Below are 25,976 nucleotides of genomic sequence, written 5' to 3'. Positions count from 1 at the left end.
CAAGAACTTATTTACACAAGGTAAAGAATGGAAGTTTTACCCGCAACATTGGATCACTTAGAATCTTACAAAGACTTTTTGCAAGCATGCTTGGATAGTGGTATCAAAAAATATGAAATACCATTGCAAGACCCAAAATCCTATCTAGAAAAGATAGTGTCGCATACCATAGAGGATTTTCTGCCTGATGATTGGCCTAAAACCTCTACGTTTTTTTGCATTGAAAATGATGAGATTTTAGGGGCAATTAGATTTAGGCATGGCACAACACCTTATATAGAACGCGTTGTTGGTCATGTAGGATATGAAACTAAACCTACGGCAAGAGGTAAAGGGGTAGCCAAATTGATGCTTTCTTGGCTGCAACAAAATATCATCAGCCAAACTGTGATTATTACCTGTGAATCAAATAATATTGCTTCAAGAAAAGTCATTGAAAGTTGTAGCGGAAAATTTATCAATGAAATATACAGCCATGAAAAAAATGCTGAAGTAATGCGCTATCAATTACCCGGCTTTAAAAAAGAATCTAAATAAGCGTATCTTGTTTAATATTTAAAAATACTCCCTTTGATATACTAGTTTCTAAAAATGTTAAATGTAATTCTATATATAACGAATATTAAGCTAGTCAAAGTTATTAATAATAGTTATCATTAACCTTTATTATTAGTGTTTAAGCTAGGTTATTATGAAAAAATTATTATGTATTTCAGCTGTTATAGCGTTATCAGCATGTTCTATGACAAAAGACCAAGTAGCGCAAAATCCAGATGCATTATTTGCAAATTATAAAGATAATGCTCAGCAACTAGTTTCTTTGATTTCAGAAAAGGGTAATGATTCAAAAGTTGAAAAGTATTCAGCGGCTCTAGTTGAAGTATCTCAACCCATCATAAAAGCATTCATTGCAAAATTTCCTCAGTGTGATGAGTATTTAACTGCAGTAAGTAAAGCTGCTGATATTATTCCTACTTTGCCATTAAGTGAAATAGAATCTGGTTACCATGCAGATGGTAAATTGCCACAACTTACAGATGCTAATTGTTATCATGCTAAAGATTTATTAGTTCATCCAGCAACAGTACAAGCGATGGCTGTGATTGGTATTAAAACGGATAAACAGCGTGAACAAGCAAAACATGAAGTTGAAGAAGTTTTAACGCACTTTGCTCAAGTAGAAACGGCTTTTAATAAACTTTAGAAACAAATTAAAAATTGAGTAATTGTAATAAGAGCAGTATAACTGCTCTTTTTTATCTCTAAATCATAGGTTTATTTAAGGCTAACAAAGGTTAAAGTCAGGTTGTAAGTCACAAATGTTTTTTTTAATTTTATTTGCTGATGCTAAATTATCAATTTCTTTTAAATAATTGGCCATTTCCCAAAAAGAAGTAGCGTTATTTCGATTTAAATTTAAACCATAATTAATCACATGTTTAATATTTAGCGCATCTTCTGGCTTAGTAGACATTGCAAAATAAACACTTAATTTTTGTAGTAACTCCAATTCAATTTGGGCATCAAATCCAAAACGTTTACCAAAATCATCATAGTGCTGCTTTAGATTGGTAAAGTTACTTATTTTAGTTTCATATGAAGGCTGCCATCCAGTGAATGTATTTCTTAAAGCGAACATAAGTGATTTGTGGCGAGTTGAACTGTGAGTCTCATCAGGAAAATGAATACTTAATGATTTTTTGTTTTTATAGTTTGTAAGTATTGTTTTTATTTCTTTAAATGGCTTGAGCATGTGCTCACCTTCATTGGCTAAGGTCATTGTCAGATGTGATTTTTGTTTAAACTCGTTAGTCGTTAATTTAGATAAATGATCATATGTTTGATTATCGTCGAGAGAGGGGCTAAATGCGTAATACGATGAAAATGCTAGACCCCCTCTGATCCATTCATTCATCACAAAGCGACCTGCATTTGAATGACCTAACAATATTTCATATGGCGCTGTTCGATAGCGAGCTTTAATATGAGGGATAAGCTCAATGTTTAGGAATTTTGATAGTTTTGTTTGTCTTTTAATATCTCCCTTTATAGCGTGCAGCTCTTGCCCTTTGCTCTGAACTCCTACGATTATTATTTCAGGTATTTCATCGCTAAGAAGTGCTATGCTTGCAACAGCAGGTAACATATCCCATTGTCCATGTAGTAAATATAAGATAGGGTACTTTCTTTGTGATGTGTTGTAGTTATCAGGTAAATGCACGTAATAATCTCTTTGTTGATCAAACTCCTTAGAATAAAATGTATGCTTTTCTGCATAAGGTAGTTGTTCAGAGCAATCAGATGCCAAAGAAATTATAAGTATGAGAGCAAGTAAGCAATGTTTCATTGATATTCCAAGTAATATTTTTAGAACAACTTACATTATTGATTTGACCCAATAAAACAATAACAAGGGGCTTATGTTTTTATTATGTTTTCCTTAGTGTTTGTTTTATATATAAAAATAATAAGACTTTAAAATGGAAGTATTTACTTTAGGCGATTCAATTGTTGATGTGAGTCGCTGTAAAATAATTAGAAATGAACAAACTATTAGCTTAGAACCAAAAGTAATGGACTTGTTAATAGTCCTTTGTGAGAACTCCGGTAATGTTGTAAGTCAGCAACAGATCCATGAGCTTCTTTGGCCTAGAACAACATTTAATAATTCATCCATTTTGCGTTGTATTTCTTTATTACGGAAAGCACTTGGAGAAACCGCTAATAATTCTTCAATTATAATAACGCACCCCAAACGGGGTTATAGTATCGGTATTCCAATTGAAGCAGTTGCTAATAAATCGAAAGAAGAAAATAATAGATATAAAAACATAGCTGCGATATTCACTTTATTAGTAAGTACTTTATGCTTCATTAGTTTGTATCTTAATCAGACAATTAATGAGTCTCATAAAACTCAAAATCATTCTCTCACACCTCTTACTTCAAATAGTAATAATGAATATTTACCAAGTTATTCATCTAATGGAAAATTCATTTCATTTGTACGAGAAAGAAATTCTGATCAGCAGCATATCTTAATAAAAGATCTCACTAATGAAGATGAGGTTTTAGTGGATGTAAAATTTTCGAAGCTGAAATCAATTTCTTGGGCCCATCAGGATAATGGATTAACTGTTGTTTATAAAAGTGGAGGAAATAACCATATTTCATTATATGCTTTTAATCCTATATCTAAGAAAGTGACACAGAAATCACACGTATTGTTTAGCACATCTGGCGATATTATAAGTAAAGTCGAATGGTTGTCAGATAATGAATTTATAGTCGCGGTTAAATCAAACGATAACATTTTCTCAATTATAAAAAGAAATTTAGCTAAAAATAACAGCGAAGTACTCTACCAATATACAGAACCTGAATTAGAGGTTATTGATATTGCTTTGTCTCGAGAGACACAAAAATTAGCAATATCTATCCGTGAAAAAGCAAATGTGTATAGAATTGATTTGTATGATTTTATTTCATCAAACCTAAAAAAGTTAGTACATATAGAAAATGGCATTCATAGCCTATCTTGGCAAGCAAGTAGCGAATCGTTATTGATCTCTAGTAGAGACAAATTGTTTAATATTTCTGTAGAAGGGCTGAAAAAGCAAATTCCATTCTCAAATTATAAAATTATTTCTAATGCCTCAAGTACAAAGCGTTTAAATAAAGTGGTCATGGAGTTAGGTAACTATGATATTGATATTTTGGAGTTTAAACCTAAAGAGCAGCAAGAATTAACAAAACTGATAGATACTGAATCTTTAGATTTACAGCCGTTATATTCTCCTTCTGAAAGTCGATTTATATATCAGACAAGCAGGCGAGGGTTCGCGCAATTAGTTATTAGTGATGAGGAAAGTGAAAAGGTATTATTTATTAATCCTGAGCAGGAAGAATTCTTCGGTTTTACATGGTCACCTGATGGCAGTAAAGTTGCTTTAGCCACTACGACTCAATTGTATATATTTGATGCTAATACAGCGTTAGAATTAACAAAAGAAAAGTTAGAGAGTAAAATATATATTAGAGATTGGTTTAATAAAGATCATGCTTTACTCGTTAACTTAATAAAAAATGGGCAATCAAAACCTGCGAAGTTAAATCTTTCATCCACAAAGATAGACGTTTTAGTGGATATACCAGCAAGCTGTTCGGTCTTAGATTCAGATGATAATATATACTTTAATAACAATAATCAGATATCAAAAATTGATAACAATAATCAGGTTTCAAAGTTTTGGTATAGTGATACGGGGGATATTGAGAATATTCTAATAACAGATAAAAATGCTGTAGTTCAAGTTAATTTCAAAAATAACAATCAAATTTGGATGGTTGACTTAAAGTCACTTCAAAGTAGGAAGGTTTACCATGATCTAGATCCTAGGTTAATGATTTCTGATATTTCAAAAAATGAAGAAGCATTATTATTTCATTCTCCTTTAAGTGTAAAAAGAGAAATCGCAATTTTAGATTTAATAAATTAAGATAAAACAAAATTTTACATATGCTTATTTTTGGATGGCTGCATAAATAGGGTTAGTGATCTCTTATAGAGAATACAAATTAAATACAAAAGCGTAAGAGCTTTTAGACAAGCAGCAATTATATTGGTAACTATAAGGCTTTGTGATCAAAACAAGTAACTAAAATATAGATATTATTTGAGTTACTTAATTTGCTAATGTTATGTTTTAGAAAGCGTTTACCTATTGGTATTTATAAGAATTAATGTTTCTTAACGATTTCTAATTTAAGTTAGCACCCGCCGTCTGCATCACTAGAACCGCCAGCAAAACCTGAGAAATTATTACTTGATGATGAATTAGATGTGACACTTGATTTGATAATTATTGGGGTAGTGTTACTGTTTTATCTGTTTTGGCAGTATTTGTATTCCTAGTCTTTTTTAAAGTACCCAGAAAACATAAACAACACAGCGTAACAATCCCGATGGGATATGACCATAATTGAGTCGTCAGGCCGCTATATAAAGCAAACATAACAATCACTAACAGTAATATTCTGAATCCGTTTTTCATATGTAATCTTCTTTAAATTGAGTAGAAAAGGCTAATAAGAGAGCGTTTATCATTAGGTTTATAGCGGAATATTCTTACCCTAGAGTTTTACCTTATAAAAATGTAATATGATCAGTCGTATGCAGATGTTATTAATGTGAAATCTTTAGGGGAAGTATTATGATTATAGAAGAAGAGAATAAAATCTTAGCTGGTGTATGGTTTATAATAGCTTCAATCATCTTTTTATCTGCATTATTGTCTGCGTTGAATGGGGGATTAGTATTAGTACCTTCGATAGTATCGCTTGCTTGTATTGTTTTATTTGTAGGGCGTCAAAGAGTGTCTGCTTATCAAATTGAAACCGATAAATTTAAAAAAATATTAAGTAAATTAGGCTTCCTGACAATTATTTTCACTGGTATTGGCACTGGTTTTTTAGCCACTATGTAAATTAACTTTCTTTTTTATAGAAACTTGTTGGAATCTAAAATGCATTCAAAGAATACTTCTTTAATAATTGCTGGAATACTTTGTGTCATAAGTGCTCTGATGCACCTTGCTACCATAATTGGCGGTCCTGATTTTTATCGTTTTATGGGGGCGGGAGAGGGCATGGCCCAAATGGCTGAAGATGGATTAGCTTATCCTGCTATTGTGACTTCAATTATCGCATTAATTTTATTTACTTGGTCAGCGTACGCCTTTTCAGGTGCTGGCGTGATAAAGCGCTTACCATTATTAAAGATTTGTTTAGTTTTAATTTCTTCAATTCTAATGTTAAGAGCTGTATTTGGTATTGTTTTTATGTTCATAACTATTAATCATCCATACCTTAATGAGCTTCAAGCAAGACCTACTTTTATGATAACAACATCATTGATTTGTTTGATATTTAGTTTGTTTTTTATTACGGGAATATATAAAAAATGGCAATTGTTATCTAAGTAAAAATCGGTAGGAAATGAAACGTAAACTCAGTTTATCTCAATATGTTAAACGTAGAAATGGTGTTCCTTTAGGTAGTTCAGGTTCCTTGTTTAATATGTTACAACGCTCTCTTGGTGCAGGATCATTTAGTGAATTTTGGCGATATTGGAATCCGATATGGGGATATTATTTAGGTCGTTTTATATTTTCACCGCTTAAAAGTTTGTTTCCAACCAGTATTGCACTTGTTTTCACTTTTACATTTAGTGGTTTTTTGCATGATTTAATAGTTTCTTTGATAAAAAGAGAAATGGAGCTCGTAATAACTCCTTGGTTTTTGTTGATAGGAATATCAATAGTAATTACAGAATATTTTAGCTTTAAATATATACAGCTGAACTTTTATGGATGTGCAATAATTAATATTTCATTTTTGACCGGTACATTTATACTATCAACACACCTCTATTAAAAAAGTTATTCAATTAAATTTTATCCATATAAATTATTAGGCTATATTTAATTTTATGATGTAAGTTAAAAGTTAAAAGTTAAAGGTTAAAAGTTAAAGGTTGGAAATTTATGCAAGGATCAATATTTACAGCTTTTTCAGATATGATTATCGACCAAATGGGAATGGAAAAGTGGAATGAGTTACTTGAAAAAACAAATCCTTCCTCAGGCGGCGTTTATACATCTGGTGCCCAATACGAGGACAGTGAACTCATTAACATGGTTGTTTTGCTTTCAGAGCAGACAGGTATTGCGGTGGATGACTTAATAGAATCATTTGGAACTTATGTATTCGATATTCTATATAAAAATAGTGGTGTTGATGTCTCTTCCATTGATAATTTAAGAGATTTTCTACTCGCAATCGATAATGTGATACATGTTGAGGTCCAGCGTCTATACCCTAATGCGTATTTACCTCAGTTTGAATATGAAGAGGGAAATGATGGAGATTTGATTATGTATTACAGCTCAAAAAGAAAATTATGCGCTGTGAGTGTTGGTTTAATAAAGGGTGCTTCAAATAAATTTAATGAACCTGTGACAATTTCTCATCCTGAATGTATGCATCACGGTGCAGAAAAATGTAAGTTGATAGTTAAATTTGATGCCTGATTTAAATCCATATAAAACTGCATATGAGCGAGAAAGGAAAGCTAGGGTATTAGCTGAAAAACTTTTAGATGAAAAAACGCGTACTTTATATGATAAATGCCAAGAGCTTGAAGAAACATTAAATTCGTTAGAGCAAATGCAGGAGCATTTAATACAATCTGAAAAAATGGCATCTATAGGACAACTTGCTGCAGGTGTGGCACATGAAATAAATAATCCAGTAGGGTATGCTTTATGTAATTTATCTATTTTACAGGAATACATACAAGCATTCATCAAGTTAGATACGCATATGAAAAATCAACCTTCTTCTGATAAAAAACATTCATATCATACCTTAAGAGATAGTGAAGATATTGACTATATTATCGAAGACATTGCGCCACTTATGGAAGGTACATTAAAGGGACTTCATCGTATTGATGATATTGTTTCTAATTTAAAAAAAGTAAGTCATGGTGGAGAGTTAACAAAGAAAAAGTGTAATGTGAATTCTTTAATAGATGAATCTTTAAAAGTCGTATGGAATCAAATTAAATATAGTATGGCAATTAAGAAAGATTTTTCTGATTTGCCTTTATTAAATTGCCATGAAAGTAAAATTCACCAAGTATTGATAAATATGTTTGTTAATGCGAGTCACGCATGTGGAACTGAGGGTGCCTTATTAGTAAAAACAACATTAGAGTGCATTAACGAAGAGCAATTTATAGTCATAGAAATAACTGATAATGGCAAAGGGATGTCTAAAGTTACGCTTATGAAAATTTTTGACCCATTTTTTACCACTAAGCCAGTCGGTGTTGGCACTGGTCTTGGTCTGTCTATTTCTTTTGGAATAATCACTAAACACGGTGGGAATATTCAAGTTACAAGTAAAGAGGGTAAAGGAACAAGTTTTTTTATTCACCTACCCGTTTAATTCATCTATTGCTTAGTTTGAATAATAACTTTTCTTTTATGATGTTGAAGTCCAACATTTACACCTAGCCATACAAAACCAATAATAAAACTCATAGTAGCAAAATCTAGATATCTAAAGTTATCATGGATCTCATACTGATTATTAAAGTCGCCACCTTTGAGTGTAGGTATCACTATATCAATAACCCACGCACCTAATAAAATAATGTCCAGCCAAACTTACTAATAAAGCTAAAAGTGATGTTCTGAATAGGCGTTTGATTACTGAGTGATAACGGATCTACTTTAAATACAGATGCTAAGGCTTTCATTGTTTCTAATGAGCTACTTCCTGTTTTTTCAACCCTTTGAATTGTTCTTATACTGAGTCCTGATATCGATGCTAGCTCCTCCTGGCTCCAACAATGTTTTTCTCTGAGGTTTTTATTTTTTATAATTTAGTTTCATACAGTTACTCATAAAGATCACCTTGTTTATATTTTAATTCGAACATTGATAATAAACAAAATTGGCTAAAATGGTGCTGTCATTAAGGCGACACCAACATGACACCTGTGTGTCATGTTCCCGACTTTAATATGATACGCATGAATTTTCATAAGTTTAAGTATTAATTACTTAAAAACGCGTTTGAAAATATAATTGTTATAAACAGCAATATTGTTCAATATTTTTAAATCCACGTTGGGTATATTCACAGTATAAAAATGAATAGGAACTCAATCATGACAGTTATAACGTCAATGTTTATATTTGCGCTAATAGGTGCTATCTCTCCTGGTCCAGTCAATATTATCGCAACGGGTTCAGGCGCAAGTTTTGGCTTTAAAAAAACTTTACCACATATAATGGGAGCTAGCATCGCTTATAGATTAATCGTTTTATTTGTTGGTCTTGGGTTAAATAAATGGATAAGTTTATACCCACAGTTTATGCATATACTACAATATGTTGGTGCTGCATTTTTACTTTATATGGCTTATAAAATAGCAACAGCAGAACCAAATCAAGTTAATGAAATACAAACAAATAAACAATCGCCTTTATTTATTGAAGGAGCACTTGCACAGTTTTTAAATCCAAAAGCTTGGTTGGTATCTATGTCTGGGATCAGCCTTTTTGTAAGTTCACAAATACAATCATTCCTGTATTTGTCAATTTTTTGCATGATCTCACTTTTAGTTTGCATAATTGGCATATCAACTTGGGCTGCAATGGGGCATAGTATTAGCGGTTTATTATCAACAAAAAAACGTCAAATTGGTTTTAATGTGTTTATGGGTCTGCTTTTAAGCGGTACTGTTGTTTCAATTTTATTGAGTTAAATATAGAGAGAGCTATGAAACAAGACAAAACTATGTTTTTTAAAAGAAATGAAACACTTCCTTTTATTGAAATGCGTCAAGCTAATTTGTCTACGGCTTGTTATCATAGTCATTCTCATGATGAATTTTCATTTGGTGTTATTGATAGCGGCTCTGCGCAATATAAAAATTTAAACAACATAAATACAGTAGGGCAGGGTGATACAGTATTTATCAATCCTGGTGATGTTCATTCATGTAATCCCGACTTAAAAGATTGGTCTTATCGGATGCTCTTTATCGATACACACTGGATTGGGCCATTACAATCTGAAATGACAAATACAGATTCTTATGATTATTTACCTTTTTCAGATGTCTTAAGTTCTTCCAAAATAGCATACCAGCAATTTAGTGCATTATTCTCCAGCTTAATGTCAGAAAAAAATCCCCTAATATTAGAAAGCATGCTGATATCGTATTTACAACAGCATTTTTTAATAAAAAAACAAGAGAAGATTGATCCTGTTAATATACGAAAAGTAAAAACACTTTTGTCGGATGAAATTAATATTAATCATTCACTGGATGATTTAGTCCAAGAATCAGGCTTGAGTCGATTCCATTTGATACGAAGCTTTAAGCAAACTTATGGTTTATCCCCCCATGCTTATCAATTAGATGAGCGTATAAAAAAAGCTAAAAACTTATTAAAATCTGGCCATTCAATTATTGAAATATCCCATTTATTAGGCTTTGCTGATCAAAGTCATTTACAACGCAATTTCAAAAAAAGATTGGCTGTTACCCCTAAGCAATATCAAGGTTTTTTTATATAAAAGGGAACATTCTAAATCGAATCGTTCCCTTATCATGTTTGCTGACATTAATTATAAAACGATTAAAGTAACTTCAGCATTGTTTTGGCTTCTTCTTGTTCTGGATGAATTTTAATTAAATTTTGTAATGTACTTTTCGCTTTTTGTGTTTGGCCTAGGTCTTTAAATCCTTTAGCCATCGTTAAGCTCAATTTTGGGTGATCAAAATATAGTGCCCCAAGCTCCATTAAAGATAAAGATATTAGCTTATCACTAACATTTTTAGCTACCTTTAAACTATAAAAACCATACATAGCAAGTAACTGAGGTTGGTATCCCTTTGATGATTTTTTGTATTCATCAGCTGCACTGTTATTTGAGTCAATTAATTGCGCAATCAGATCATACGTTCTTTCATCATCCCATGGCACACGTTTAGCTAATGTAATGCCCAGAGATACGACTAAGGCTTCTGCTACTTTCACTGTTGATGCGGGATTTTGTCCGGTAAATAAACGTTCATCACTGGCTAAATGGGCTAACATCATAGGGCTGTTTTGAAATTTGGCACCGCGTTCATTAAGTTTATTTTCTAATAAAAAGTCAAACTCTTTAGACCATTTTTTACCAAACATAGCTTCCTCTTCATTAGTAAAGCTATTAACTATTTTATTTGCTACTAAATAGTCACCATTTGATAATTTAACATCTACCAAAGCTGCTGGGCCATGACAAACAGCACCAATAGAGCCTTTATTTTCATAAACTTCAGCAATTAAACTCTGTAAATTACGATCAAAAGGTAAATCAAACATCGCACCTTTTCCACCAACTACAAAAATGGCAGCATAATCTGAACTATTAACTTGGGATAGTTTTAATGAGTTACTCAGCTTTTCAACAGCGTATTTATCATTGAGAAAATCTTGATTATATGGTTTGTCAGCATCATATTTATCGGCTTCTATACTGCCACCTCTTGGCGATGCAATATCTATTTCTAGACCGTTATTTTTGAAAATAGAATAAGTTTGAGAAAACTCATCAAATTCAAAACCAGGTTTTGTTTCCCCTTTATCTACACCATAACTGCTGAGTACAATAAGTACTTTAGGAGCGGCATCTACAAAAAAGCTATAAAAGCACATTATTAAGGGGATAACGCATGATAAAACATATTTTAAATTCATATTAAATTCCTCATTTATTTAGGACTTGTGGTGTCTACAAGCTTAAAGTAAACGTTTCATTGTGAAAATAATGTGAAAACGGTATTAATTATTGGTAATTAATTCTTATTAACTGCTTGACTCAGTTTATCAATTAAGGGTAAATTCGGTACGTCAGTATATTAGTTCGTTTGATAAAAACTTTAATTGATACCACCAACTTAAAAAAAATAATAATCATTACAGGAAGTAGAATGAAAAAACTATTTTTTTACACATTAATGACAGCGCTGTCAACCGTTTCTGTTGCAGCACCAATCCCTGCCTTAAATGAACTCATGGATCAGTGGATCAGTATTGAAAGTCAAAAGGGTCAATTAGAACGAAATTGGCAAGCCCAACAGCAACAGCTAAAACAAAAATCGAAACTGTTAGAGACCGAGAAAATAGCTTTATCAAAAATTTTACATCAAGCAAAACTCAGTAAAAGCGATGTAGATGACAAAAGGCTTGCTTTAATAAAGCGACAAACCCAGTTAGAGCAAGAAAATATCATAGTAAAAAATAAAGTGATAGCAGTGAGTGAACTTGCTTATCGTTTATTGCCTCAACTACCTCCGCCATTACAAATCCAATGGAAAGAAAAGTTATTGATACTGAAACAAAATTCAGCATCATCAAGTGAAAAACTAGAACGCCTTCTGACATTATTTAAGCTTGTGAATGAATTTGATGAACGAATTGCCATAAATCGTACTTCAATGAAAGTGCCAAATACTAAAGGTGAAATACAGAGTTTATTAGTTACTCAGATATTTTTAGGGATCTCACAAGCATGGTATATCAGTGATGATGGGAAAACTTATGGTTTTGGTAGTACAAAAAATTTAGGTTGGTCTTGGTTTCATAATAAAGCTGCAGACAAAGAATTAGGTTACGCCTTAACACCTTCGGATTTGTTGAATCTTACAGATATGATTAATAACCCTACAAAAGCAACATATATGAGCTTGCCTATAAAGTTAAAAGCTAAAAAGGATATTAGCTAATGCCAAATATATTCATTTCAATACATAAAATTTATATCACACTTTTTATGGTAACGCTGTTTAGTCATCAATGTTTTGCTAACGATGATGCAGTTTCTAAATTATTACAAAGAATAGAAAACTCTAAACAAAGTTTAAATACGATTCAAAACCGTATAAACAGACAATCTACGTCCTTAAATAGTCAATTATCAAAGCAGTTAAACGATATTGAATCTTTACGTACAAATGCTGCGGGTCTGCAGCGTCTGGCCGATGAGCAGTTAATCAGTTTTGAAGCATTAAAAACCAGAGTCGATTTGTGGTCTGCTCAAAGTAATTATCAAAAACAATTACTTTCAAGTTACTTAGAAAGCGCAACTATAGATACTAATCGTTTATCAAAAGTTGATGGTGAACCTGTTGTTAATATTCATGCTATGGATATCATTATTAATGACATAACTCAAAAATTAACGCCAAGTTGGCAGCTAAAAGAGATAGTAAATGAGCAAGGACGTATTGAAAATATGAATTTCTTAAACATAGGCCCTATTGATGTTGCTTTTTCACAAGCAAGCAATATTGGTGGACCCGTTACATTCGAAAACTCAAATCAAGTAAAGCTGCTAAATGGTGTATTTGGTAATAATGAAATTAAACAATTAGATAATTTAAAAGATAACCAAACTGGATTGTTGACCTTTGATCCTACGTTAGGCAACGCCTATAAAATAATGAATCAAGGAGGCGGTATTATAGATCATCTGCAAAAAGGTGGTGTGTGGGCAGTGCCAATTATCTTTTTTGGTATTTTCTCTTTAATAGTTTCAATTATTAAAGCTTTTCAACTGATGAGATTACCTAAAATTGATATTCATATTGCAGATAAACTTAAAGAGCTACTTCATGGTGATGAAATAGCCACACAATCTCAAGTTAATTTAGTTTCTACAAGTACTAAAGGAGCGCAAAAAAATCTCATTGATATTGCTATGAAAACTCAAATATCGCAAGAAAGAGATGATTTGTTAGTTGCTTACCTTATTGAATATAAGCATAAAATTGAAAGGTTTTTAGGAGCCATAGCAACAAGTGCTGCAATAGCCCCATTACTTGGTTTACTAGGTACAGTCTCAGGAATGATCAGTACATTTATGATGATGAAAACCTTTGGAACCAGTGATGCGTCGACTGTTTCGGGTGGTATATCAGAAGCATTGATCACAACCGAATTAGGGTTAATCGTTGCCATACCTTCATTAATTATGAGTGCATTATTAAGTTGCAAAACAAAAAGTTACAGTGCAAAACTTGAAGCGAATGCGATTAAGTTAAGTAAAATTAACTTTAGTTAATATAGTGGTGGAGTTTATGTCAATTTTAAATGAGAACATTTTTCTATTTAATAACATAATTATTTGGGCAATTTTGCTAGTGGCAGTGTTTAGCTATGGCATTTTGATTGATTTATGTTTTTTTAATAAAAAGTCTCAAAACTGGTTTGATAAAACACTTTATTGGACATCATGTATAAAAACAATCCTAGCCTCATTACCATTACTCGGGTTACTTGGCACAATCACAGGTTTATTAACAACATTCTTTCGTATGTCAGTTGATAATGGCTTTAACTTACAAGAGGTTGTCAGTGGTGGCATTGCAGATGCTATGTTTACCACACAGCTGGGTTTAATTTTGGTGATCCCAGGCTTATTAATGTTGTCTTTTTTAAATTCTAAAAAAAATCGTTGGATGGTCGTTAACTTATGAAATCATTTATACAAAATAGAATTGAAGAAACAAAAAGCCAAGAGCTAGATTTAGCTCCTTTGCTAGATGTCGTTTTTATACTTTTAATTTTCTTTATTGTTACTACGGTATTTGTAAAAGAAACTGGCGTTGAAGTTGATAAACCGACTGCAGTTTCAACTAAACAATTGCAAAAATCAGTCGTTATGATTGCCATCACGGCAAACAGAGAAATAATGTATGCAGGCACAAATGTGGGCATTAAAGGTGTACGAGCCACTTTAACGCAAGCGATTAAAACCCAAGCTAAACCGCTAGTGATCCAAGCAGATAAAATGGTACCGACAGATTTGTTAGTACAAGTAATAGATCAAGCTAAACTTGCCGGTGTGTTAAGCGTCAGCATAGCAACGGTAAATGAGTGATCTAATGACTGAGAATGATAAAAAACAGACGAATGCCGTTAATATATTACTTAAGATGATGCCTTGGGTGTTTAGCTTATTATTAGCAGGGTGCTTAGTGATGGCGATGTTAGTGTTTAAAACAAATGATTTAAAACCTGAAGAAATAATCACTATCCGTACCATAGATATTGCTTTACCTTTGCCACCCCCTCCGCCACCTCCAATGGAAGTTGAGCAAACTAAATCAGAATCAAGTGCAGCCTCTATTGATTTAATAGGTATGGGGCAGGGTCCTAAAATAAAGTATTCAGATACACCTAAATTAGAAAAACCTAAAAAATCTAAGTTGAAATTACCAAAGTTTGATATGAGTTCGCTTAATTTAGGACAAGCTATTTCAGTTGATTTTCCTATTTTAGAAGTAAAAAGTTTAGATCAAATTCCACAAGTAATTTCTTCAAAGTTTTTTCCACCGCCAAAATCAATAATACGTAAGGGTATTAAACGAATACCAACTGAAGTTGAGATTATTATTGATCAACAAGGTAAGCCCTATATTAGAAAAATTATCGATCCTATTTACCCTGAGATGATAGACACAATTAGAAAGTGGGTGAAACATGCACGATTTACTGTTCCCAAAAAAAATGGTCAGCCAGTGCAAGCCGTATATTTATATGGCATTAACTTTAACTATGGAAGGTAATAAGTAGATGTTTAAAATTAATCAAAATAGAGTTCTATTAACCTCAGTTTTTACCTTGATATATTCAAGTTATGTATTTGCTTCAAATACTTCTCAAAATCTGGCTTTTAACATTAAAGTTGGCAAACCAACTTTTGTATTACCGCAATTTAGTGGACCATACAGAGAAAGAGAAGCAAGTATAGCGCCTGATGAGTATGAAAATGCAGAAAAACTGAGATCTTTATTAGAAAATGATAACCAATTCGAAGTGCTAAAAGTACTTGAGAGCTTTTATGATTTAGAGCTCAGTCCAGCAATGTTAACGCTAAAAGCGCAAATTTATTTCTCTATGCAAAAATACGATAAAGCAGAAGTCCTTTATTTAAAGGTGCTCGCGAGAAAGCCGCAATTGGTAAGAGTACACAGAGATTTGGGGCAGTTGTATTTATTACAAGACAAACCTAAAAGAGCACAAAAGCATTTTTCAAAAGCACTTTCATTAGGCTCTAATGAAGCAATAGTACATGGGCAATTAGCCTATTTAAACTTAACTTTAAATAGTCCTTTTAGCGCTATTAGTGAATATCAACAAGCGATGGCACTGCAACCAAATGAAATTCAATGGCAACAAGGTTTATTTAGTGCTTTATCACAAGCAAAAATGTACCCAACGGCACACGCTTTATTAGCTGAAATGTTAGTTAAAAATCCTAACGAAATTGATCTTTGGCTCAATAAAGCTGTTTTATCATTGAATCAAAATAATAATAAAGAAGCTTTGATAAGTCTAGAAATGGCAATTCTTTTAGGCGATAAAGATGATGGTAATTTGAAAACAGCTGCTCAGCTTCATTTACAGTTACAAAGTTACGAACGCGCATTTGAACTCATATCTAAACATGTTGATCAAAAATTACTTAATACCAATACTTTGAACGAATATTTGACTTGGTTAGATCAAGTTGAAATGTGGCAAGAAGCAAGTGATTTATTGAAAAAAATAGAACCAAAAATTAGTGGTTTAAGCGCTAAAGAACAAAGTGTGCTATTTGTTCAAACTGCAAATATTAATGGTAAAAGACACAAGTTAAATATAGCTGAAGATTATTATAAAAAAGCGTTAAATGCTGATCCAACTAATGGTGATGCGCTATTAAAATATGCTTTATTTTCAAGTGACAAAAAAGCACATATAAAAGCTGAGTTACTTTATATACGTGCTGAATCAATGCCTGAGTTTGAAAAACAAGCTTTATTGGGCAAAGCACAATTGTATTTAAATATGCAAAACCATACTGGAGCACTTATTCAGTTACAAAAAGCATATAGTCGCTATCCTGAGTTGGCTGCATTGAGTGAACAAATTAAAGTAATTCAAAATATCATTAGATTAAAAAACAAAAACCAAGCGTGATTTAAAAATAAATAGAAAAGGAATATTTTATGTACAAATTAATTATACCCATTGTTGCATTGGGGCTGTCAGCTTGTAATAGCACATCTGATTCAGTGAATTTAGCGCAATGTGCTAATAATAATTGGGCTGATGTTGGGTATGAAACTGCATTATCTGGCAAGTCTGTGCGTTTTTTCAATAAATATGAAGAGCAGTGTGGTGAAAAACTAGCCGTAGATGCAAAGTCTCATTATTTAGACGGTTTTACATCTGGTATTAAAGAATATTGTACATATGATAATGGCTATAAGCTTGCATCAAAAGCATTACCGAACAAAAATACATGTCCGTTTGAATTAAGAGAACAATTTGAAAAGGGCTATAAAATGGCTGCATTAGTGCTCAAAGAACAAAAAGCAAACCTTAAGAAAATGCAAGATCAGCAAGAGGCAAATAAGAGATACCAACCTATTAATACTAATTAAATTTGAAGTAATATATAGCCCTAAAAATAGTTTTTAATTTTATATTTAAACTAACTTAATTGTATAGATAATTAGGTTAGCTTTAATAGTTTAAACTACTATTATAACAACATCACAAAACGTTAAATCAACACAAAATTCAGATCATGCATGTTTCAATAAATATTCTAATATTATTTTAATAAGACTAATAATAAGTATGGGTAGATAATTAAGTATCGATACAATCTTAGTAAATACCCAGTTAATATTTATTACTTCTTAAAATATAACAATCCTTACTTATTAACTAGATATTTGAAAAGGAGATGTCATGAGAAATAAACTAAGTACTCGAATTTCTTGGTTAATCACTGTTGCTTCTGTGTGGATTATTTTTGAATTTGAAGCTGGTGATATACGGCTAATAATTCATTGGCCTGCAATTTTATTCATATCTATTTATATTTATGGTCTTTCACTTGTCACATTTGGACTTTCTAAAACCTTGAGCTCTGTTGTTGGTTTAAAATACCTTTTTATAGAAAAAGAAAATAGTGCTCTCGAGTTAAGTAAAGTTTATAAATGCCAAATTAATTTTTCTATCGTTGCTGCAATCATTTATATATTTATAGTAATAATAGGACTACTGGCAAACTCTGATATAGACAGCTCTAAGGTGGTGGTTCCAAATATAGCATACTCAATATTAGGTCTCTCATTTTCAGTTTTAATCAGTGGATTAATATATTATCCACTTTGTAAAAAGTTATCTTAATTTGTATAAAAAACCATTACAATTTAGTAAGATAAGTAAGCTATGATATGTTATCTTTGCTATTTATGGTTCTCATTTATTGTTAAGTTACCCTAGAAACTCAGATTATCATAGGAATCATGATGTCTCAGCATGCTAACAAGGAAATAAAATGAAAAGTGAAATAACTGTACTGAATGTAACTCAAACCTCAAGAACGCTCGCTTTAGTAGTCGCAATCTTAACCGTATTCATAGCTGGTATTGGGATAATGACACTAGCTGCCAGCGCACAAACTGATATAACGTTTAAATTTATTATTCCAATAACTGTAACCGATACTGCGAGCGCGTTTTTATTATATTTATTTTTACCTTTTTATACCTTAGCAGCTACTTATATACTAGTTGCTGCTTTTTGTATCGCATACAACCTAGTTGCAAAATATACTGGCGGGATAACTTTTCAAACTAAGCCTCAATAAAATTAATAGAAGGTTTATAGATAACACTTTTTAGATAAAGTCAGTTGCAGTAGCTTATAACTTTTGAACAATGCCCTATAACCCAGTCAATTAAATTTAGGACTGTGTCCGATATATTAATTAAAACTCACTTGGTTTTGACCTAGTTTATTTAACTGTTTACTATGTATCATTCTTGCCATTATTTAGTTTGTCGTTTCACTATGAGTTATATTTCTCATTTATTGCTTGTACTTTTATCTACTTTTATTTTTGGTTGTACTGACAAATTAAAAGAGCTGAAAGCGGTATCATTTCATAAATTTGTAGAAGTAGGAGTTGTTGATGCAGATTTATCTGAAGATGGCCTATTGTCTGCTTTGTTAGATATTAATCAAAATATTTCTATTTTCAATAATACGAATAAACAAAAAATGATTGAATATCCTAGTACTCACTTTAAAGAGTTACAGTATCATCTTGTTCTTTCAGGTGATAAATCAATCATTGCCAGTGCAGGCAAAAAATATATTACTCTGTTTTCAGTTAATACGGGAAAAGTAATTACGACATGGCAGGTTAAAGGATTTAGTGAAGATATTCAAATTACAAAAATATTGCTTAATTACTCAGGAGATAATGTTTATATAGGCCTAAATGAGGGCAGTATTGTAAATGTTGACTTAAAATATAATAAAAGATCTCTTCATAAAATTCACAATTCTTCTGTCACTAAATTAGTAATGCATAAAAATGGTCAAAGTATTTTTTCAGCAGGAAATGATGGTACTGTGGTGCAATGGCATGCTTATACAGGTGAGGTAATCGCTTCAGCGGCATTAAGCCAAAGGATCACCAGCTTTGCACATGATAGTTTTAATGAGAGAATATTTATATCAGATGCGCTTAAAACACAAAAAATAATAAATTTAGCCTCTCGAGGATCAGATATCTCCCTCAAATATATAGAAAGATTTAGGTTTTTTAGGCAGGCAATCTTTTTGTCAAATGGTAGTAAACTGTTAACAGCCTCATCAAAATTCCAACTTTCTCTTTGGGACGTACAAACAGGCAAAGAAATTGGATTTGGAAATGTGAGATCTTATAACTTTGGCAGCATGATCTTAGATTTTGCAGTAACAAACAACAAAGATGTTTATTCAATTACTTCTGATGGTGTTTTAGAAGTTTGGGGCAACAAAGATTTATAACGATAGCAGAAAACAAAAAAGGTAAGACATTAGTCTTACCTTTTGATCATTAAGAATTAACTAAAATGATAATATTTACTCAGTTATTTATTAACAAACAGTTATAGAGCAACAATGTTCTCAGCTTGAGGGCCTTTTTGCCCGTCAGTAACAACAAACTCCACTTTTTGGCCTTCAGCTAAGGTTTTAAAACCGTCGCCTTGAATTGCGCTAAAGTGAGCAAAAACATCTGGACCAGAAGCTTGTTCGATAAAACCGAAACCTTTAGCTTCGTTAAACCATTTTACTGTACCAGTAGTTGTATTCGACATAATTGAATCCTATTTTTTAAAAGTAAATGAGCCATGAGGCGATGATGCTGGAAGTCTTACTGTTACTTATAAAAAACAGAACGAGGAACTTTAACTGACTCTTCGAAATGATATAACATAAATATACTGCGTGCTTTCAAACTGAGTGAATTATATACAATAGAGGTTTAATGTAAAGTGTTTTGTTTATTTTTTGTACAGGCTGTGTTTTATGTAATAATCAAACTAAGGTTCAATTTATATTTAATCCAATGAAATTATTGTATATTTATTTTTACTTCTTAGTCTTTGAATTTAATAAGGAAAAGTAATGAACAACATTTTTAAAGATATTCCAGAAGATCTTAGCTTAGAAGTTTTTGAAGACTTAACAAAAAGTAAAAACATAAAAATCGAACGGATTATTTCTAAAGGTCACAGTTCACCTGAAACAGGATGGTATGATCAAACCCAAAATGAATGGGTTATTGTATTAAAAGGTGAAGCAATTTTAACATTTGATAATAAGCCTGATATAAAGCTATGCCAAGGTGATTATTTAAACATTGCAGCTCATCAAAAACACAAAGTAAGTTGGACTACATCTGAAGAAGAAACCATCTGGTTAGCAATTCACTATGATTAAAACAACATCAGTCTATATTAAATAACCAAGTACAAAAATGGTAGTATATGAAGCCAAAAGAAATATACCAATCGCATTTATAATAAAATTAAAATATCGTTTTGATTTAACAGGGCATTTTGTATTAAAACCCTCTTTAAAAATACCAACTAAAAACAAAATGATTGAAATAAGTAATACGTAAGGTAACTGGGGCACATAGCGTTCAGCAATACTTTTAACAATAGGGTGTTGTGAAATTCCTATAATGGCAGCCCTTGAAATAAAGGCATGACTAACAGGCCTGACCACTTCATTTTATAGTAAATATTGTTCACAATTATTTTCCTTAATATATGTATCACGAACTATTCTAAATTGTTCCTATTTGTTTGCAAATAATAACCGGAGAGCTGATAATCAGTCACAATATAACAAGACTAAGGAACAGTTATGTTTAATCGTATGTTTTATATTTGTTTTTTATCTCTAATACTCATGTCTTGCGGTAGTGATTCAAAATCTAAAATCGAAGAACTCTCTGTTCTATCATATAAAAACTCTTGTATTGGCATGGTGCAATATTTATGTTCAGTATCGATAAATGAAAATACTGGTGAGCCTAAAAACATTCATACCTGGATTGAAAATTTTGATTTTATTTGGGGTCATAATTATCAGCTAAAAGTTGAAGTTACTCAGCTTGATAATCCTCCTGCAGATGGCTCAAGTGAAAAATGGCTAGTTATAGAGGTAACTTCTGATATTGAAGATAATGTCGGACAGCAGTATTTAATAAAATCTATCCGATTGCTCTCGAATACTTTCACAATTGGCCTTGAAACTAATCAATACAAATTTTTAGGAAAGGAGTTTACGTGCTCAAGTGATGTCGATTGTGATGCTTTAGTTGGCATTAATGATACAGGTGGTGTCGTTGATGTTACTTTTGAATATGCTGGTTCAGGTAATATCACTTTAGTGAATTGGAATTAAAATGGATAAATTTAAAAATAGAGTTCCACCACCTATCGTAATGCTAATTTTCGCTGTTTTAATGTGGGGTATATCTCAAATATCAATTAATATTGAAATGAGTTATTTAATTCGAATGTTGAGTTTATTAACACTGATATTATTCGGAATGCTTTTTTGTATAGCAGGTGTTGTCTCTTTTAAATTAGCTAAAACAACGACTAACCCTTTAAAACCTGAAGCTGCAACATCCCTTGTAGTATCCGGTATTTATAAATATTCAAGAAATCCTATGTATCTTGGTTTTGCGTTATTTTTGTTAGCTTGGTCTGTATATTTAGCATCTATGCTGTCTATATTGGGTGTGGTAGTTTTTGTTTGCTATATGAATCAATTTCAAATTATGCCTGAGGAAGCTGCTTTAAATAAAGTTTTTGGTGATGAATTTGAACAGTACAAGTCAAAAGTAAGAAGGTGGTTATAGTTAAAAGCGATTAAACTTGATGTGAGTCAAAATAGCTACTTGCTATGCGTATGATAATCATTATCATACGCAGTTCCTCTATTTCTTATATCTTTAATATGTCTATTAGTAAACTCAATGTATTACAGGTATTCCAAAAGGAATACCAAAATCTTTTCAAATTTATTAAGTATAAAGTTAAATGCCCAGATCTATCTTCTGATTTACTTCAAGACCTCTACCTGAAGTTACACTCAGTTCCTGAAAATAAGGAAATAAATAACCCAAAAGGTTATTTAAATACAGCTGCTAGAAATTTGATTATTGATAATAGTCGTAAACCATATCAAGCAATTGAAACAGGCCAGGAGGAGCAAATTGACTTAGCGATTTGTGATCAAATTTCGCCTGAGCAAAGAGCGATTAATCAAAATATGGTTGAGCTACTTGGATCAGCATTAAATCAATTACCAACAGATAAAAGAGATCTAGTTACTTTAAGCAGAGTACATGGATGGACAAATCAACAAATTGCAAGTCATAAAAATAAATCATTGAGTTGGGTGGAAAAAAATTTAGCACTTAGTCTTATTATGTGCAGCGACATCGCGCAGGAGAAAAATACTCATGGAAAATAATATAGCAGAAATCAAAATGGAAGCAGCGATGTGGATAGTGAAATGCGAACATAAATCACTTACCTCTGATCCTGAATTCATCAATTGGCTAAATACTTCAGAAAGTCATAAACAGATATTTGATTCACTCAATCAAAATTGGCAATCCCTTGGAAGCATATCAACAAACAAAGTCATAGATACTGAAATTAAAAAAGTAAGTCCTATCACTTTTAAGTCAGCACAAAATGTTAAAAAAGTGCCAATTAAGTTCATCTCATATATGGCTTTGGTAGCGAGTTTTTTCTTTTTTTCCATTATCTACTTTAATTTAGACACACAATATTATTCTAAAAGTTATAAAACACAGGTTGCACAACAAGCTGATTTCGATTTACCTGATGGTAGTACCATAAGTTTAAATGCAAAAAGTGAAGTGCTTGTATATTTTAATGATGATAGACGTCAAATAACAATACTCAATGGTGACGCACATTTTGATGTTGCTAAAGATAAAGCAAGACCATTTGTAGTACGTTATGAACAACATCAATTTACTGCTCTAGGAACCGCATTTACGGTTAATACTCGGCCTTTTTTACAATTAGCAGTAACAGAGCATAAAGTAAAAGTGAACTTCAAACACACAAACCGTGTGATCCAAGAAGGCTTCTTGACCGAATTTAATCACTATTGGCAAACAGCTAAAGTCATTCAATCAGATCAGAATTGGCGTGATGTTAAACTAAACTTTAAAGCGAGATATTTAAAAGATGTATTAACGCAAATACAGCCTTATGTCTCAAAGCCTATCAGTCTACTTAATCAAGATATGGCTTACGAATTGATTTCAGGCACTGTTAATCTTGAAAAACCCATGCAAGCATTAAAATTAATCACAAATGGCTTAGGATTAGAAATCATACAAGAAAACAATGAGGTAAAACTAAAATAATTAAGCTTTTATTTTATATGAAAGGTGAATTAAGAATTAAATTCATCTTTTTTAATTTATTTTTACGGGTTTTGAATATGACTAACGTCCTTATTGGTAATGAATATAGTTATCACTTACATTACTATCGGAGAGTTGTAAATCCATGTCTGGTAAATCAACATTTAAATTAAGTAGTTTGGCATTTGCTGTTGCAATGTCTGGTTCTGTTATTGCACTTGAATCAAATACATCAATCACAATTAAACAACAATCTTTAGCAAACGCACTAACAAGCTTAGCCAAACAAAGTGATATACAAATTTTTGCCAGAGATAAAGTTATTAATGGTTTAAATGTGAATGGTGTATATCAAGCTAAATCTGTTAAGCATGCTCTAATGCAGTTACTAAACAATACGCAATTAGAAGCACAATGGGTATCTGAAACTGATGTTGTAATTAAGCATAAAGAACGCGAAGTCAAAGCGAGCAGTATTGTAAATCCAAAAAATAATTTAGTTAGAAATAATCAAACATTAGAACATATTAGTATTTATGGCCGACATAATAAATTGATTTTAGAATCAGGTACTGCAACTAAATCTAATATGAGTTTAATGGAGACTCCTGCAGCCATAGTTGTCGTTGATAAGTTTCTATTAGACGAACAATCTACGTCTACTTTACAAGATAGTTTAAGAAACATAAGTGGATTAACGCAATCAGGTAATAATTACGGTATTGGTGATAATTTAATTATTCGTGGTTTAGGTGCTAATTATATTTATGATGGTATGTATGGTGGTGCTGGTTTAGGCAACAGTTACAATCCAACCAGAACAACAACAAATGTTGACAGTATTGAAGTATTAAAAGGACCAGCTACTGGACTATATGGCACAGGTTCTGCCGGTGGCGTTATTAATTTAGTAGAAAAAAAACCATTAGATAAACCTTTCTATCAAGTAAAAGTAACAGTAGGGCAATGGGATAATCAAAGCATGATGTTAGATGCAACATCCGCTATAAATGATGCTATGGCATATAGGTTTGTTGCTAATTTTGAAGAAACTGATGGCTATCGTGGCCTAAGCTCTGCCAGAAATGAAGTATATGCCTCTTTACGCTTGAATTTACCACAAGATCAAGAGTTAATATTTTCAACAGCCTTTATTGATGATGAAAATCAAGTTGACTCTATCGGTCATCCAGTTCGTATTTTGAACTTAGATAGCATTAACGCCAATCCAGGAGAGATCACTTGGCAAGACTTAGTCAATGATACTGATGCAGATAATGATGGCAATTGGGGATTACAACTTAGTGATGTACAAAGACAGGAGTTAGCTAAGTCATTGGCTGCAACTGATGGTTTAAAACCATTTGATTTAGGTAGCCAAGGTTTAATTTCACCTATGTCTAAGCCTAATAAAGGTGAAGAATTAAGATTTAAAATAAGTCATAGCGTTGATTTTTCGAATGATACTAGCTTATTACAAAAAGTTCAGTTTAGAGAGTATGAAACAGATTTTATTCGTCAAACAGGAGCTTTTAACTATGTTTATTGGGATCGCCGAGGAGAAATAAACGCAGATCCTCGTGCTCCGCTTATTATTGATGATGTGATTTATCCATTTGCAGCAAGGCGCCAGCAATACAGAAGAAGTGATGCAAGTGAAAAAAGTTGGCAATATTTTGCTGATTTTAATACGAGTTGGTCATTAGGTCCGTTTAAAGGTGAACATTTAATAAGTGCTAACTATGAAGACCGTTCAATGACAGTTAAAAGCTGGAGTTTAAGTGATGCTGATGGTAGCTCTGCCGCAGAGCCGCTGCCGTATATTCTAGATATTCGTAATCCAAATTGGCCAACAAAAAGCTTTATGGAATATGATCCAACTTTAACTTCTAATTATGATTCTTCAGTTACTTCGTATGGCTTAAGTTTTCAGGAAGTGCTTTATTTTAATGATATATTAACGGGTAGATTTGGATTCGCACACTCTAAAATTAAGCAAGCCTATCAGCATAAAGGCACGCCAAGAACCCCTGATATTTCTGAAGAAGAAGATTTTTCAGATTCAGGAAATACTTACAACTTGGGCTTAAATTATCGAATCACAGATGATTTTGCATCTTTTGTAAACTTTTCAAAAGGTCGTACAGCTTCCAGTATTCTAGGCTTTAGCGATATTCCTGATTCTGAATCTAAGTCATTTGATTTAGGCATACGTTTTACTGCATTTGATGAAGAATTATTAGCTTCTCTCGTTTATTTTGAAACAAGAAAAACAAATATTCGTCGTTCACACCCTTTATACAATGATAATCCTGAAGACAGTGAATACAACATCAGTGTTCCTAAGTATGTTTTTGATAATGAGGATAATACTAAAGGTTATGAGTTTGATATGAATATGGCAATTAATGATGTGTGGTCTATGAATTTGAATGCCACGTATCAAGATGCTGTTGAAATCATAAACCAAAATGAACAAGCACAATCGGGGCAAAGAAAAGGGATCCCTAAAAAGTTTGCCAGTATCTGGACGAGTTACGAAACATCATTTAGTGAATCCGATAAAGCTTAGTTTAGGT

At 32.1% G+C, this 25,976-nt stretch carries 30 protein-coding genes; 26 read left to right on the top strand and 4 right to left on the bottom strand.

Going from position 1 to position 25,976, the window contains the following annotated elements; translation table 11 throughout:
• Positions 1-27: 27 nt before the first annotated feature.
• Together KO527_RS16070 and KO527_RS16065 are read left to right on the top strand one after the other, a co-directional pair.
• Positions 28-537, top strand: coding sequence for a GNAT family N-acetyltransferase (locus KO527_RS16070; protein ID WP_216041300.1), 510 nt, complete (start codon positions 28-30; stop codon positions 535-537).
• Between the two features lie 154 nt (positions 538-691).
• Entirely contained in the window at positions 692-1,204 is a 513-nt protein-coding gene (locus KO527_RS16065) for a hypothetical protein (protein WP_216041299.1), read from the top strand.
• Positions 1,205-1,285: 81 nt separating this feature from the next.
• Here the strand turns inward: KO527_RS16065 and KO527_RS16060 are convergent, their stop codons facing one another.
• Positions 1,286-2,347, bottom strand: coding sequence for an alpha/beta hydrolase-fold protein (locus tag KO527_RS16060; RefSeq protein ID WP_216041298.1), 1,062 nt, complete (start codon positions 2,345-2,347; stop codon positions 1,286-1,288).
• 133 nt (positions 2,348-2,480) lie between these two features.
• On the opposite strand from KO527_RS16060, the gene KO527_RS16055 reads away from it, so the two are divergent.
• From KO527_RS16055 to KO527_RS16030, 6 genes are all read left to right on the top strand, one after another.
• Positions 2,481-4,499 carry a winged helix-turn-helix domain-containing protein gene (locus KO527_RS16055; protein WP_216041297.1) on the top strand — a complete coding sequence of 673 codons (2,019 nt, stop codon included), beginning with the start codon at positions 2,481-2,483 and terminating at the stop codon, positions 4,497-4,499.
• Positions 4,500-5,213: 714 nt separating this feature from the next.
• Positions 5,214-5,486 (top strand): hypothetical protein, encoded by a 273-nt coding sequence (locus tag KO527_RS16050; protein ID WP_216041296.1) that lies wholly within the window; start codon positions 5,214-5,216, stop codon positions 5,484-5,486.
• 39 nt (positions 5,487-5,525) lie between these two features.
• Positions 5,526-5,984 (top strand): hypothetical protein, encoded by a 459-nt coding sequence (locus tag KO527_RS16045; RefSeq protein WP_216041295.1) that lies wholly within the window; start codon positions 5,526-5,528, stop codon positions 5,982-5,984.
• A gap of 13 nt (positions 5,985-5,997) precedes the next feature.
• A complete protein-coding gene (locus tag KO527_RS16040) occupies positions 5,998-6,435 on the top strand; it encodes an MBOAT family O-acyltransferase (RefSeq protein WP_216041294.1) in 438 nt (145 codons plus the stop codon).
• A 110-nt stretch (positions 6,436-6,545) separates the two neighbouring features.
• The gene (locus tag KO527_RS16035) at positions 6,546-7,091 is read left to right on the top strand and encodes a heme NO-binding domain-containing protein (RefSeq protein ID WP_216041293.1); all 546 of its coding nucleotides are present in this window, start codon (positions 6,546-6,548) and stop codon (positions 7,089-7,091) included.
• Positions 7,084-8,013: an ATP-binding protein gene (locus KO527_RS16030; RefSeq protein WP_216041292.1), complete on the top strand. Its 930-nt coding sequence runs from the start codon at positions 7,084-7,086 to the stop codon at positions 8,011-8,013. Before KO527_RS16035 ends, KO527_RS16030 begins: the two co-directional genes overlap by 8 nt.
• 5 nt (positions 8,014-8,018) lie before the next feature.
• On the opposite strand, the gene KO527_RS16025 is transcribed toward KO527_RS16030, so the two are convergent.
• The gene (locus tag KO527_RS16025; protein ID WP_216041291.1) at positions 8,019-8,189 is read right to left on the bottom strand and encodes a hypothetical protein; all 171 of its coding nucleotides are present in this window, start codon (positions 8,187-8,189) and stop codon (positions 8,019-8,021) included.
• A 551-nt stretch (positions 8,190-8,740) separates the two neighbouring features.
• Here KO527_RS16025 and KO527_RS16015 point away from each other — a divergent pair.
• Both KO527_RS16015 and KO527_RS16010 read left to right on the top strand, forming a co-directional pair.
• The gene (locus tag KO527_RS16015) at positions 8,741-9,340 is read left to right on the top strand and encodes a LysE family translocator (protein WP_252733806.1); all 600 of its coding nucleotides are present in this window, start codon (positions 8,741-8,743) and stop codon (positions 9,338-9,340) included.
• A gap of 14 nt (positions 9,341-9,354) precedes the next feature.
• The gene (locus KO527_RS16010; protein ID WP_216041290.1) at positions 9,355-10,158 is read left to right on the top strand and encodes an AraC family transcriptional regulator; all 804 of its coding nucleotides are present in this window, start codon (positions 9,355-9,357) and stop codon (positions 10,156-10,158) included.
• A 62-nt stretch (positions 10,159-10,220) separates the two neighbouring features.
• On the opposite strand, the gene KO527_RS16005 is transcribed toward KO527_RS16010, so the two are convergent.
• Entirely contained in the window at positions 10,221-11,327 is a 1,107-nt protein-coding gene (locus tag KO527_RS16005; RefSeq protein ID WP_252733805.1) for a type 1 glutamine amidotransferase domain-containing protein, read from the bottom strand.
• A gap of 233 nt (positions 11,328-11,560) precedes the next feature.
• On the opposite strand from KO527_RS16005, the gene KO527_RS16000 reads away from it, so the two are divergent.
• The 10 genes from KO527_RS16000 to KO527_RS15955 all read left to right on the top strand — a co-directional run bounded on the left by KO527_RS16000 (position 11,561) and on the right by KO527_RS15955 (position 19,472).
• Positions 11,561-12,355 (top strand): DUF3450 family protein, encoded by a 795-nt coding sequence (locus KO527_RS16000; protein ID WP_216041289.1) that lies wholly within the window; start codon positions 11,561-11,563, stop codon positions 12,353-12,355.
• The gene (locus KO527_RS15995) at positions 12,355-13,692 is read left to right on the top strand and encodes a MotA/TolQ/ExbB proton channel family protein (RefSeq protein WP_216041288.1); all 1,338 of its coding nucleotides are present in this window, start codon (positions 12,355-12,357) and stop codon (positions 13,690-13,692) included. Before KO527_RS16000 ends, KO527_RS15995 begins: the two co-directional genes overlap by 1 nt.
• 16 nt (positions 13,693-13,708) lie before the next feature.
• Complete coding sequence (locus KO527_RS15990) at positions 13,709-14,107, top strand: MotA/TolQ/ExbB proton channel family protein (protein WP_216041287.1); 399 nt, start codon at positions 13,709-13,711, stop codon at positions 14,105-14,107.
• On the top strand, positions 14,104-14,511 hold the full coding sequence (locus KO527_RS15985) for a biopolymer transporter ExbD (protein ID WP_216041286.1): 408 nt from the start codon (positions 14,104-14,106) through the stop codon (positions 14,509-14,511). The genes KO527_RS15990 and KO527_RS15985 overlap by 4 nt, the downstream gene beginning before the upstream one ends.
• Positions 14,504-15,199: an energy transducer TonB gene (locus KO527_RS15980; RefSeq protein ID WP_216041285.1), complete on the top strand. Its 696-nt coding sequence runs from the start codon at positions 14,504-14,506 to the stop codon at positions 15,197-15,199. The genes KO527_RS15985 and KO527_RS15980 overlap by 8 nt, the downstream gene beginning before the upstream one ends.
• A gap of 7 nt (positions 15,200-15,206) precedes the next feature.
• A complete protein-coding gene (locus KO527_RS15975; protein WP_216041284.1) occupies positions 15,207-16,595 on the top strand; it encodes a tetratricopeptide repeat protein in 1,389 nt (462 codons plus the stop codon).
• 29 nt (positions 16,596-16,624) lie between these two features.
• Positions 16,625-17,062: a DUF2799 domain-containing protein gene (locus KO527_RS15970; protein WP_216041283.1), complete on the top strand. Its 438-nt coding sequence runs from the start codon at positions 16,625-16,627 to the stop codon at positions 17,060-17,062.
• A gap of 313 nt (positions 17,063-17,375) precedes the next feature.
• Positions 17,376-17,819 (top strand): hypothetical protein, encoded by a 444-nt coding sequence (locus tag KO527_RS15965; protein ID WP_216041282.1) that lies wholly within the window; start codon positions 17,376-17,378, stop codon positions 17,817-17,819.
• A 151-nt stretch (positions 17,820-17,970) separates the two neighbouring features.
• Positions 17,971-18,282, top strand: coding sequence for a hypothetical protein (locus tag KO527_RS15960; RefSeq protein WP_216041281.1), 312 nt, complete (start codon positions 17,971-17,973; stop codon positions 18,280-18,282).
• A gap of 203 nt (positions 18,283-18,485) precedes the next feature.
• On the top strand, positions 18,486-19,472 hold the full coding sequence (locus tag KO527_RS15955) for a hypothetical protein (RefSeq protein WP_216041280.1): 987 nt from the start codon (positions 18,486-18,488) through the stop codon (positions 19,470-19,472).
• A 101-nt stretch (positions 19,473-19,573) separates the two neighbouring features.
• Here KO527_RS15955 and KO527_RS15950 read toward each other — a convergent pair whose 3' ends face one another.
• Complete coding sequence (locus KO527_RS15950; RefSeq protein ID WP_042144538.1) at positions 19,574-19,783, bottom strand: cold-shock protein; 210 nt, start codon at positions 19,781-19,783, stop codon at positions 19,574-19,576.
• Between the two features lie 310 nt (positions 19,784-20,093).
• On the opposite strand from KO527_RS15950, the gene KO527_RS15945 reads away from it, so the two are divergent.
• From KO527_RS15945 to KO527_RS15920, 6 genes are all read left to right on the top strand, one after another.
• Entirely contained in the window at positions 20,094-20,408 is a 315-nt protein-coding gene (locus tag KO527_RS15945; RefSeq protein WP_216041279.1) for a cupin domain-containing protein, read from the top strand.
• 432 nt (positions 20,409-20,840) lie between these two features.
• Entirely contained in the window at positions 20,841-21,383 is a 543-nt protein-coding gene (locus tag KO527_RS15940) for a DUF4377 domain-containing protein (protein ID WP_216041278.1), read from the top strand.
• Between the two features lies 1 nt (position 21,384).
• Complete coding sequence (locus tag KO527_RS15935) at positions 21,385-21,846, top strand: isoprenylcysteine carboxylmethyltransferase family protein (protein WP_216041277.1); 462 nt, start codon at positions 21,385-21,387, stop codon at positions 21,844-21,846.
• A 44-nt stretch (positions 21,847-21,890) separates the two neighbouring features.
• Positions 21,891-22,463, top strand: coding sequence for a sigma-70 family RNA polymerase sigma factor (locus KO527_RS15930; protein ID WP_216041276.1), 573 nt, complete (start codon positions 21,891-21,893; stop codon positions 22,461-22,463).
• Positions 22,453-23,397, top strand: a complete 945-nt coding sequence (locus KO527_RS15925; protein WP_216041275.1) for a FecR domain-containing protein — start codon at positions 22,453-22,455, stop codon at positions 23,395-23,397. Before KO527_RS15930 ends, KO527_RS15925 begins: the two co-directional genes overlap by 11 nt.
• Positions 23,398-23,542: 145 nt before the next feature.
• Entirely contained in the window at positions 23,543-25,969 is a 2,427-nt protein-coding gene (locus KO527_RS15920) for a TonB-dependent receptor (RefSeq protein WP_252733804.1), read from the top strand.
• The last annotated feature ends 7 nt before the right edge of the window (positions 25,970-25,976 follow it).

It is taken from the genome of Pseudoalteromonas sp. C2R02 (genome assembly GCF_018860845.1).
In the GTDB taxonomy this organism is placed as follows: Bacteria; Pseudomonadota; Gammaproteobacteria; order Enterobacterales; family Alteromonadaceae; genus Pseudoalteromonas.
Note: the sequence above shows the minus strand (reverse complement) of the source record. Positions and strands in the feature narration are given on the sequence as shown.

Coding starts and splice junctions, on each gene's coding strand:
- KO527_RS16070 (WP_216041300.1), top strand. CDS start 28: ATGGAAGTTTTACCCGCAACATTGGATCACTTAGAATCTTACAAAGAC.
- KO527_RS16065 (WP_216041299.1), top strand. CDS start 692: ATGAAAAAATTATTATGTATTTCAGCTGTTATAGCGTTATCAGCATGT.
- KO527_RS16060 (WP_216041298.1), bottom strand. CDS start 2,347: ATGAAACATTGCTTACTTGCTCTCATACTTATAATTTCTTTGGCATCT.
- KO527_RS16055 (WP_216041297.1), top strand. CDS start 2,481: ATGGAAGTATTTACTTTAGGCGATTCAATTGTTGATGTGAGTCGCTGT.
- KO527_RS16050 (WP_216041296.1), top strand. CDS start 5,214: ATGATTATAGAAGAAGAGAATAAAATCTTAGCTGGTGTATGGTTTATA.
- KO527_RS16045 (WP_216041295.1), top strand. CDS start 5,526: ATGCATTCAAAGAATACTTCTTTAATAATTGCTGGAATACTTTGTGTC.
- KO527_RS16040 (WP_216041294.1), top strand. CDS start 5,998: ATGAAACGTAAACTCAGTTTATCTCAATATGTTAAACGTAGAAATGGT.
- KO527_RS16035 (WP_216041293.1), top strand. CDS start 6,546: ATGCAAGGATCAATATTTACAGCTTTTTCAGATATGATTATCGACCAA.
- KO527_RS16030 (WP_216041292.1), top strand. CDS start 7,084: ATGCCTGATTTAAATCCATATAAAACTGCATATGAGCGAGAAAGGAAA.
- KO527_RS16015 (WP_252733806.1), top strand. CDS start 8,741: ATGACAGTTATAACGTCAATGTTTATATTTGCGCTAATAGGTGCTATC.
- KO527_RS16010 (WP_216041290.1), top strand. CDS start 9,355: ATGAAACAAGACAAAACTATGTTTTTTAAAAGAAATGAAACACTTCCT.
- KO527_RS16005 (WP_252733805.1), bottom strand. CDS start 11,327: ATGAATTTAAAATATGTTTTATCATGCGTTATCCCCTTAATAATGTGC.
- KO527_RS16000 (WP_216041289.1), top strand. CDS start 11,561: ATGAAAAAACTATTTTTTTACACATTAATGACAGCGCTGTCAACCGTT.
- KO527_RS15995 (WP_216041288.1), top strand. CDS start 12,355: ATGCCAAATATATTCATTTCAATACATAAAATTTATATCACACTTTTT.
- KO527_RS15990 (WP_216041287.1), top strand. CDS start 13,709: ATGTCAATTTTAAATGAGAACATTTTTCTATTTAATAACATAATTATT.
- KO527_RS15985 (WP_216041286.1), top strand. CDS start 14,104: ATGAAATCATTTATACAAAATAGAATTGAAGAAACAAAAAGCCAAGAG.
- KO527_RS15980 (WP_216041285.1), top strand. CDS start 14,504: ATGAGTGATCTAATGACTGAGAATGATAAAAAACAGACGAATGCCGTT.
- KO527_RS15975 (WP_216041284.1), top strand. CDS start 15,207: ATGTTTAAAATTAATCAAAATAGAGTTCTATTAACCTCAGTTTTTACC.
- KO527_RS15970 (WP_216041283.1), top strand. CDS start 16,625: ATGTACAAATTAATTATACCCATTGTTGCATTGGGGCTGTCAGCTTGT.
- KO527_RS15965 (WP_216041282.1), top strand. CDS start 17,376: ATGAGAAATAAACTAAGTACTCGAATTTCTTGGTTAATCACTGTTGCT.
- KO527_RS15960 (WP_216041281.1), top strand. CDS start 17,971: ATGAAAAGTGAAATAACTGTACTGAATGTAACTCAAACCTCAAGAACG.
- KO527_RS15955 (WP_216041280.1), top strand. CDS start 18,486: ATGAGTTATATTTCTCATTTATTGCTTGTACTTTTATCTACTTTTATT.
- KO527_RS15950 (WP_042144538.1), bottom strand. CDS start 19,783: ATGTCGAATACAACTACTGGTACAGTAAAATGGTTTAACGAAGCTAAA.
- KO527_RS15945 (WP_216041279.1), top strand. CDS start 20,094: ATGAACAACATTTTTAAAGATATTCCAGAAGATCTTAGCTTAGAAGTT.
- KO527_RS15940 (WP_216041278.1), top strand. CDS start 20,841: ATGTTTAATCGTATGTTTTATATTTGTTTTTTATCTCTAATACTCATG.
- KO527_RS15935 (WP_216041277.1), top strand. CDS start 21,385: ATGGATAAATTTAAAAATAGAGTTCCACCACCTATCGTAATGCTAATT.
- KO527_RS15930 (WP_216041276.1), top strand. CDS start 21,891: ATGCGTATGATAATCATTATCATACGCAGTTCCTCTATTTCTTATATC.
- KO527_RS15925 (WP_216041275.1), top strand. CDS start 22,453: ATGGAAAATAATATAGCAGAAATCAAAATGGAAGCAGCGATGTGGATA.
- KO527_RS15920 (WP_252733804.1), top strand. CDS start 23,543: ATGTCTGGTAAATCAACATTTAAATTAAGTAGTTTGGCATTTGCTGTT.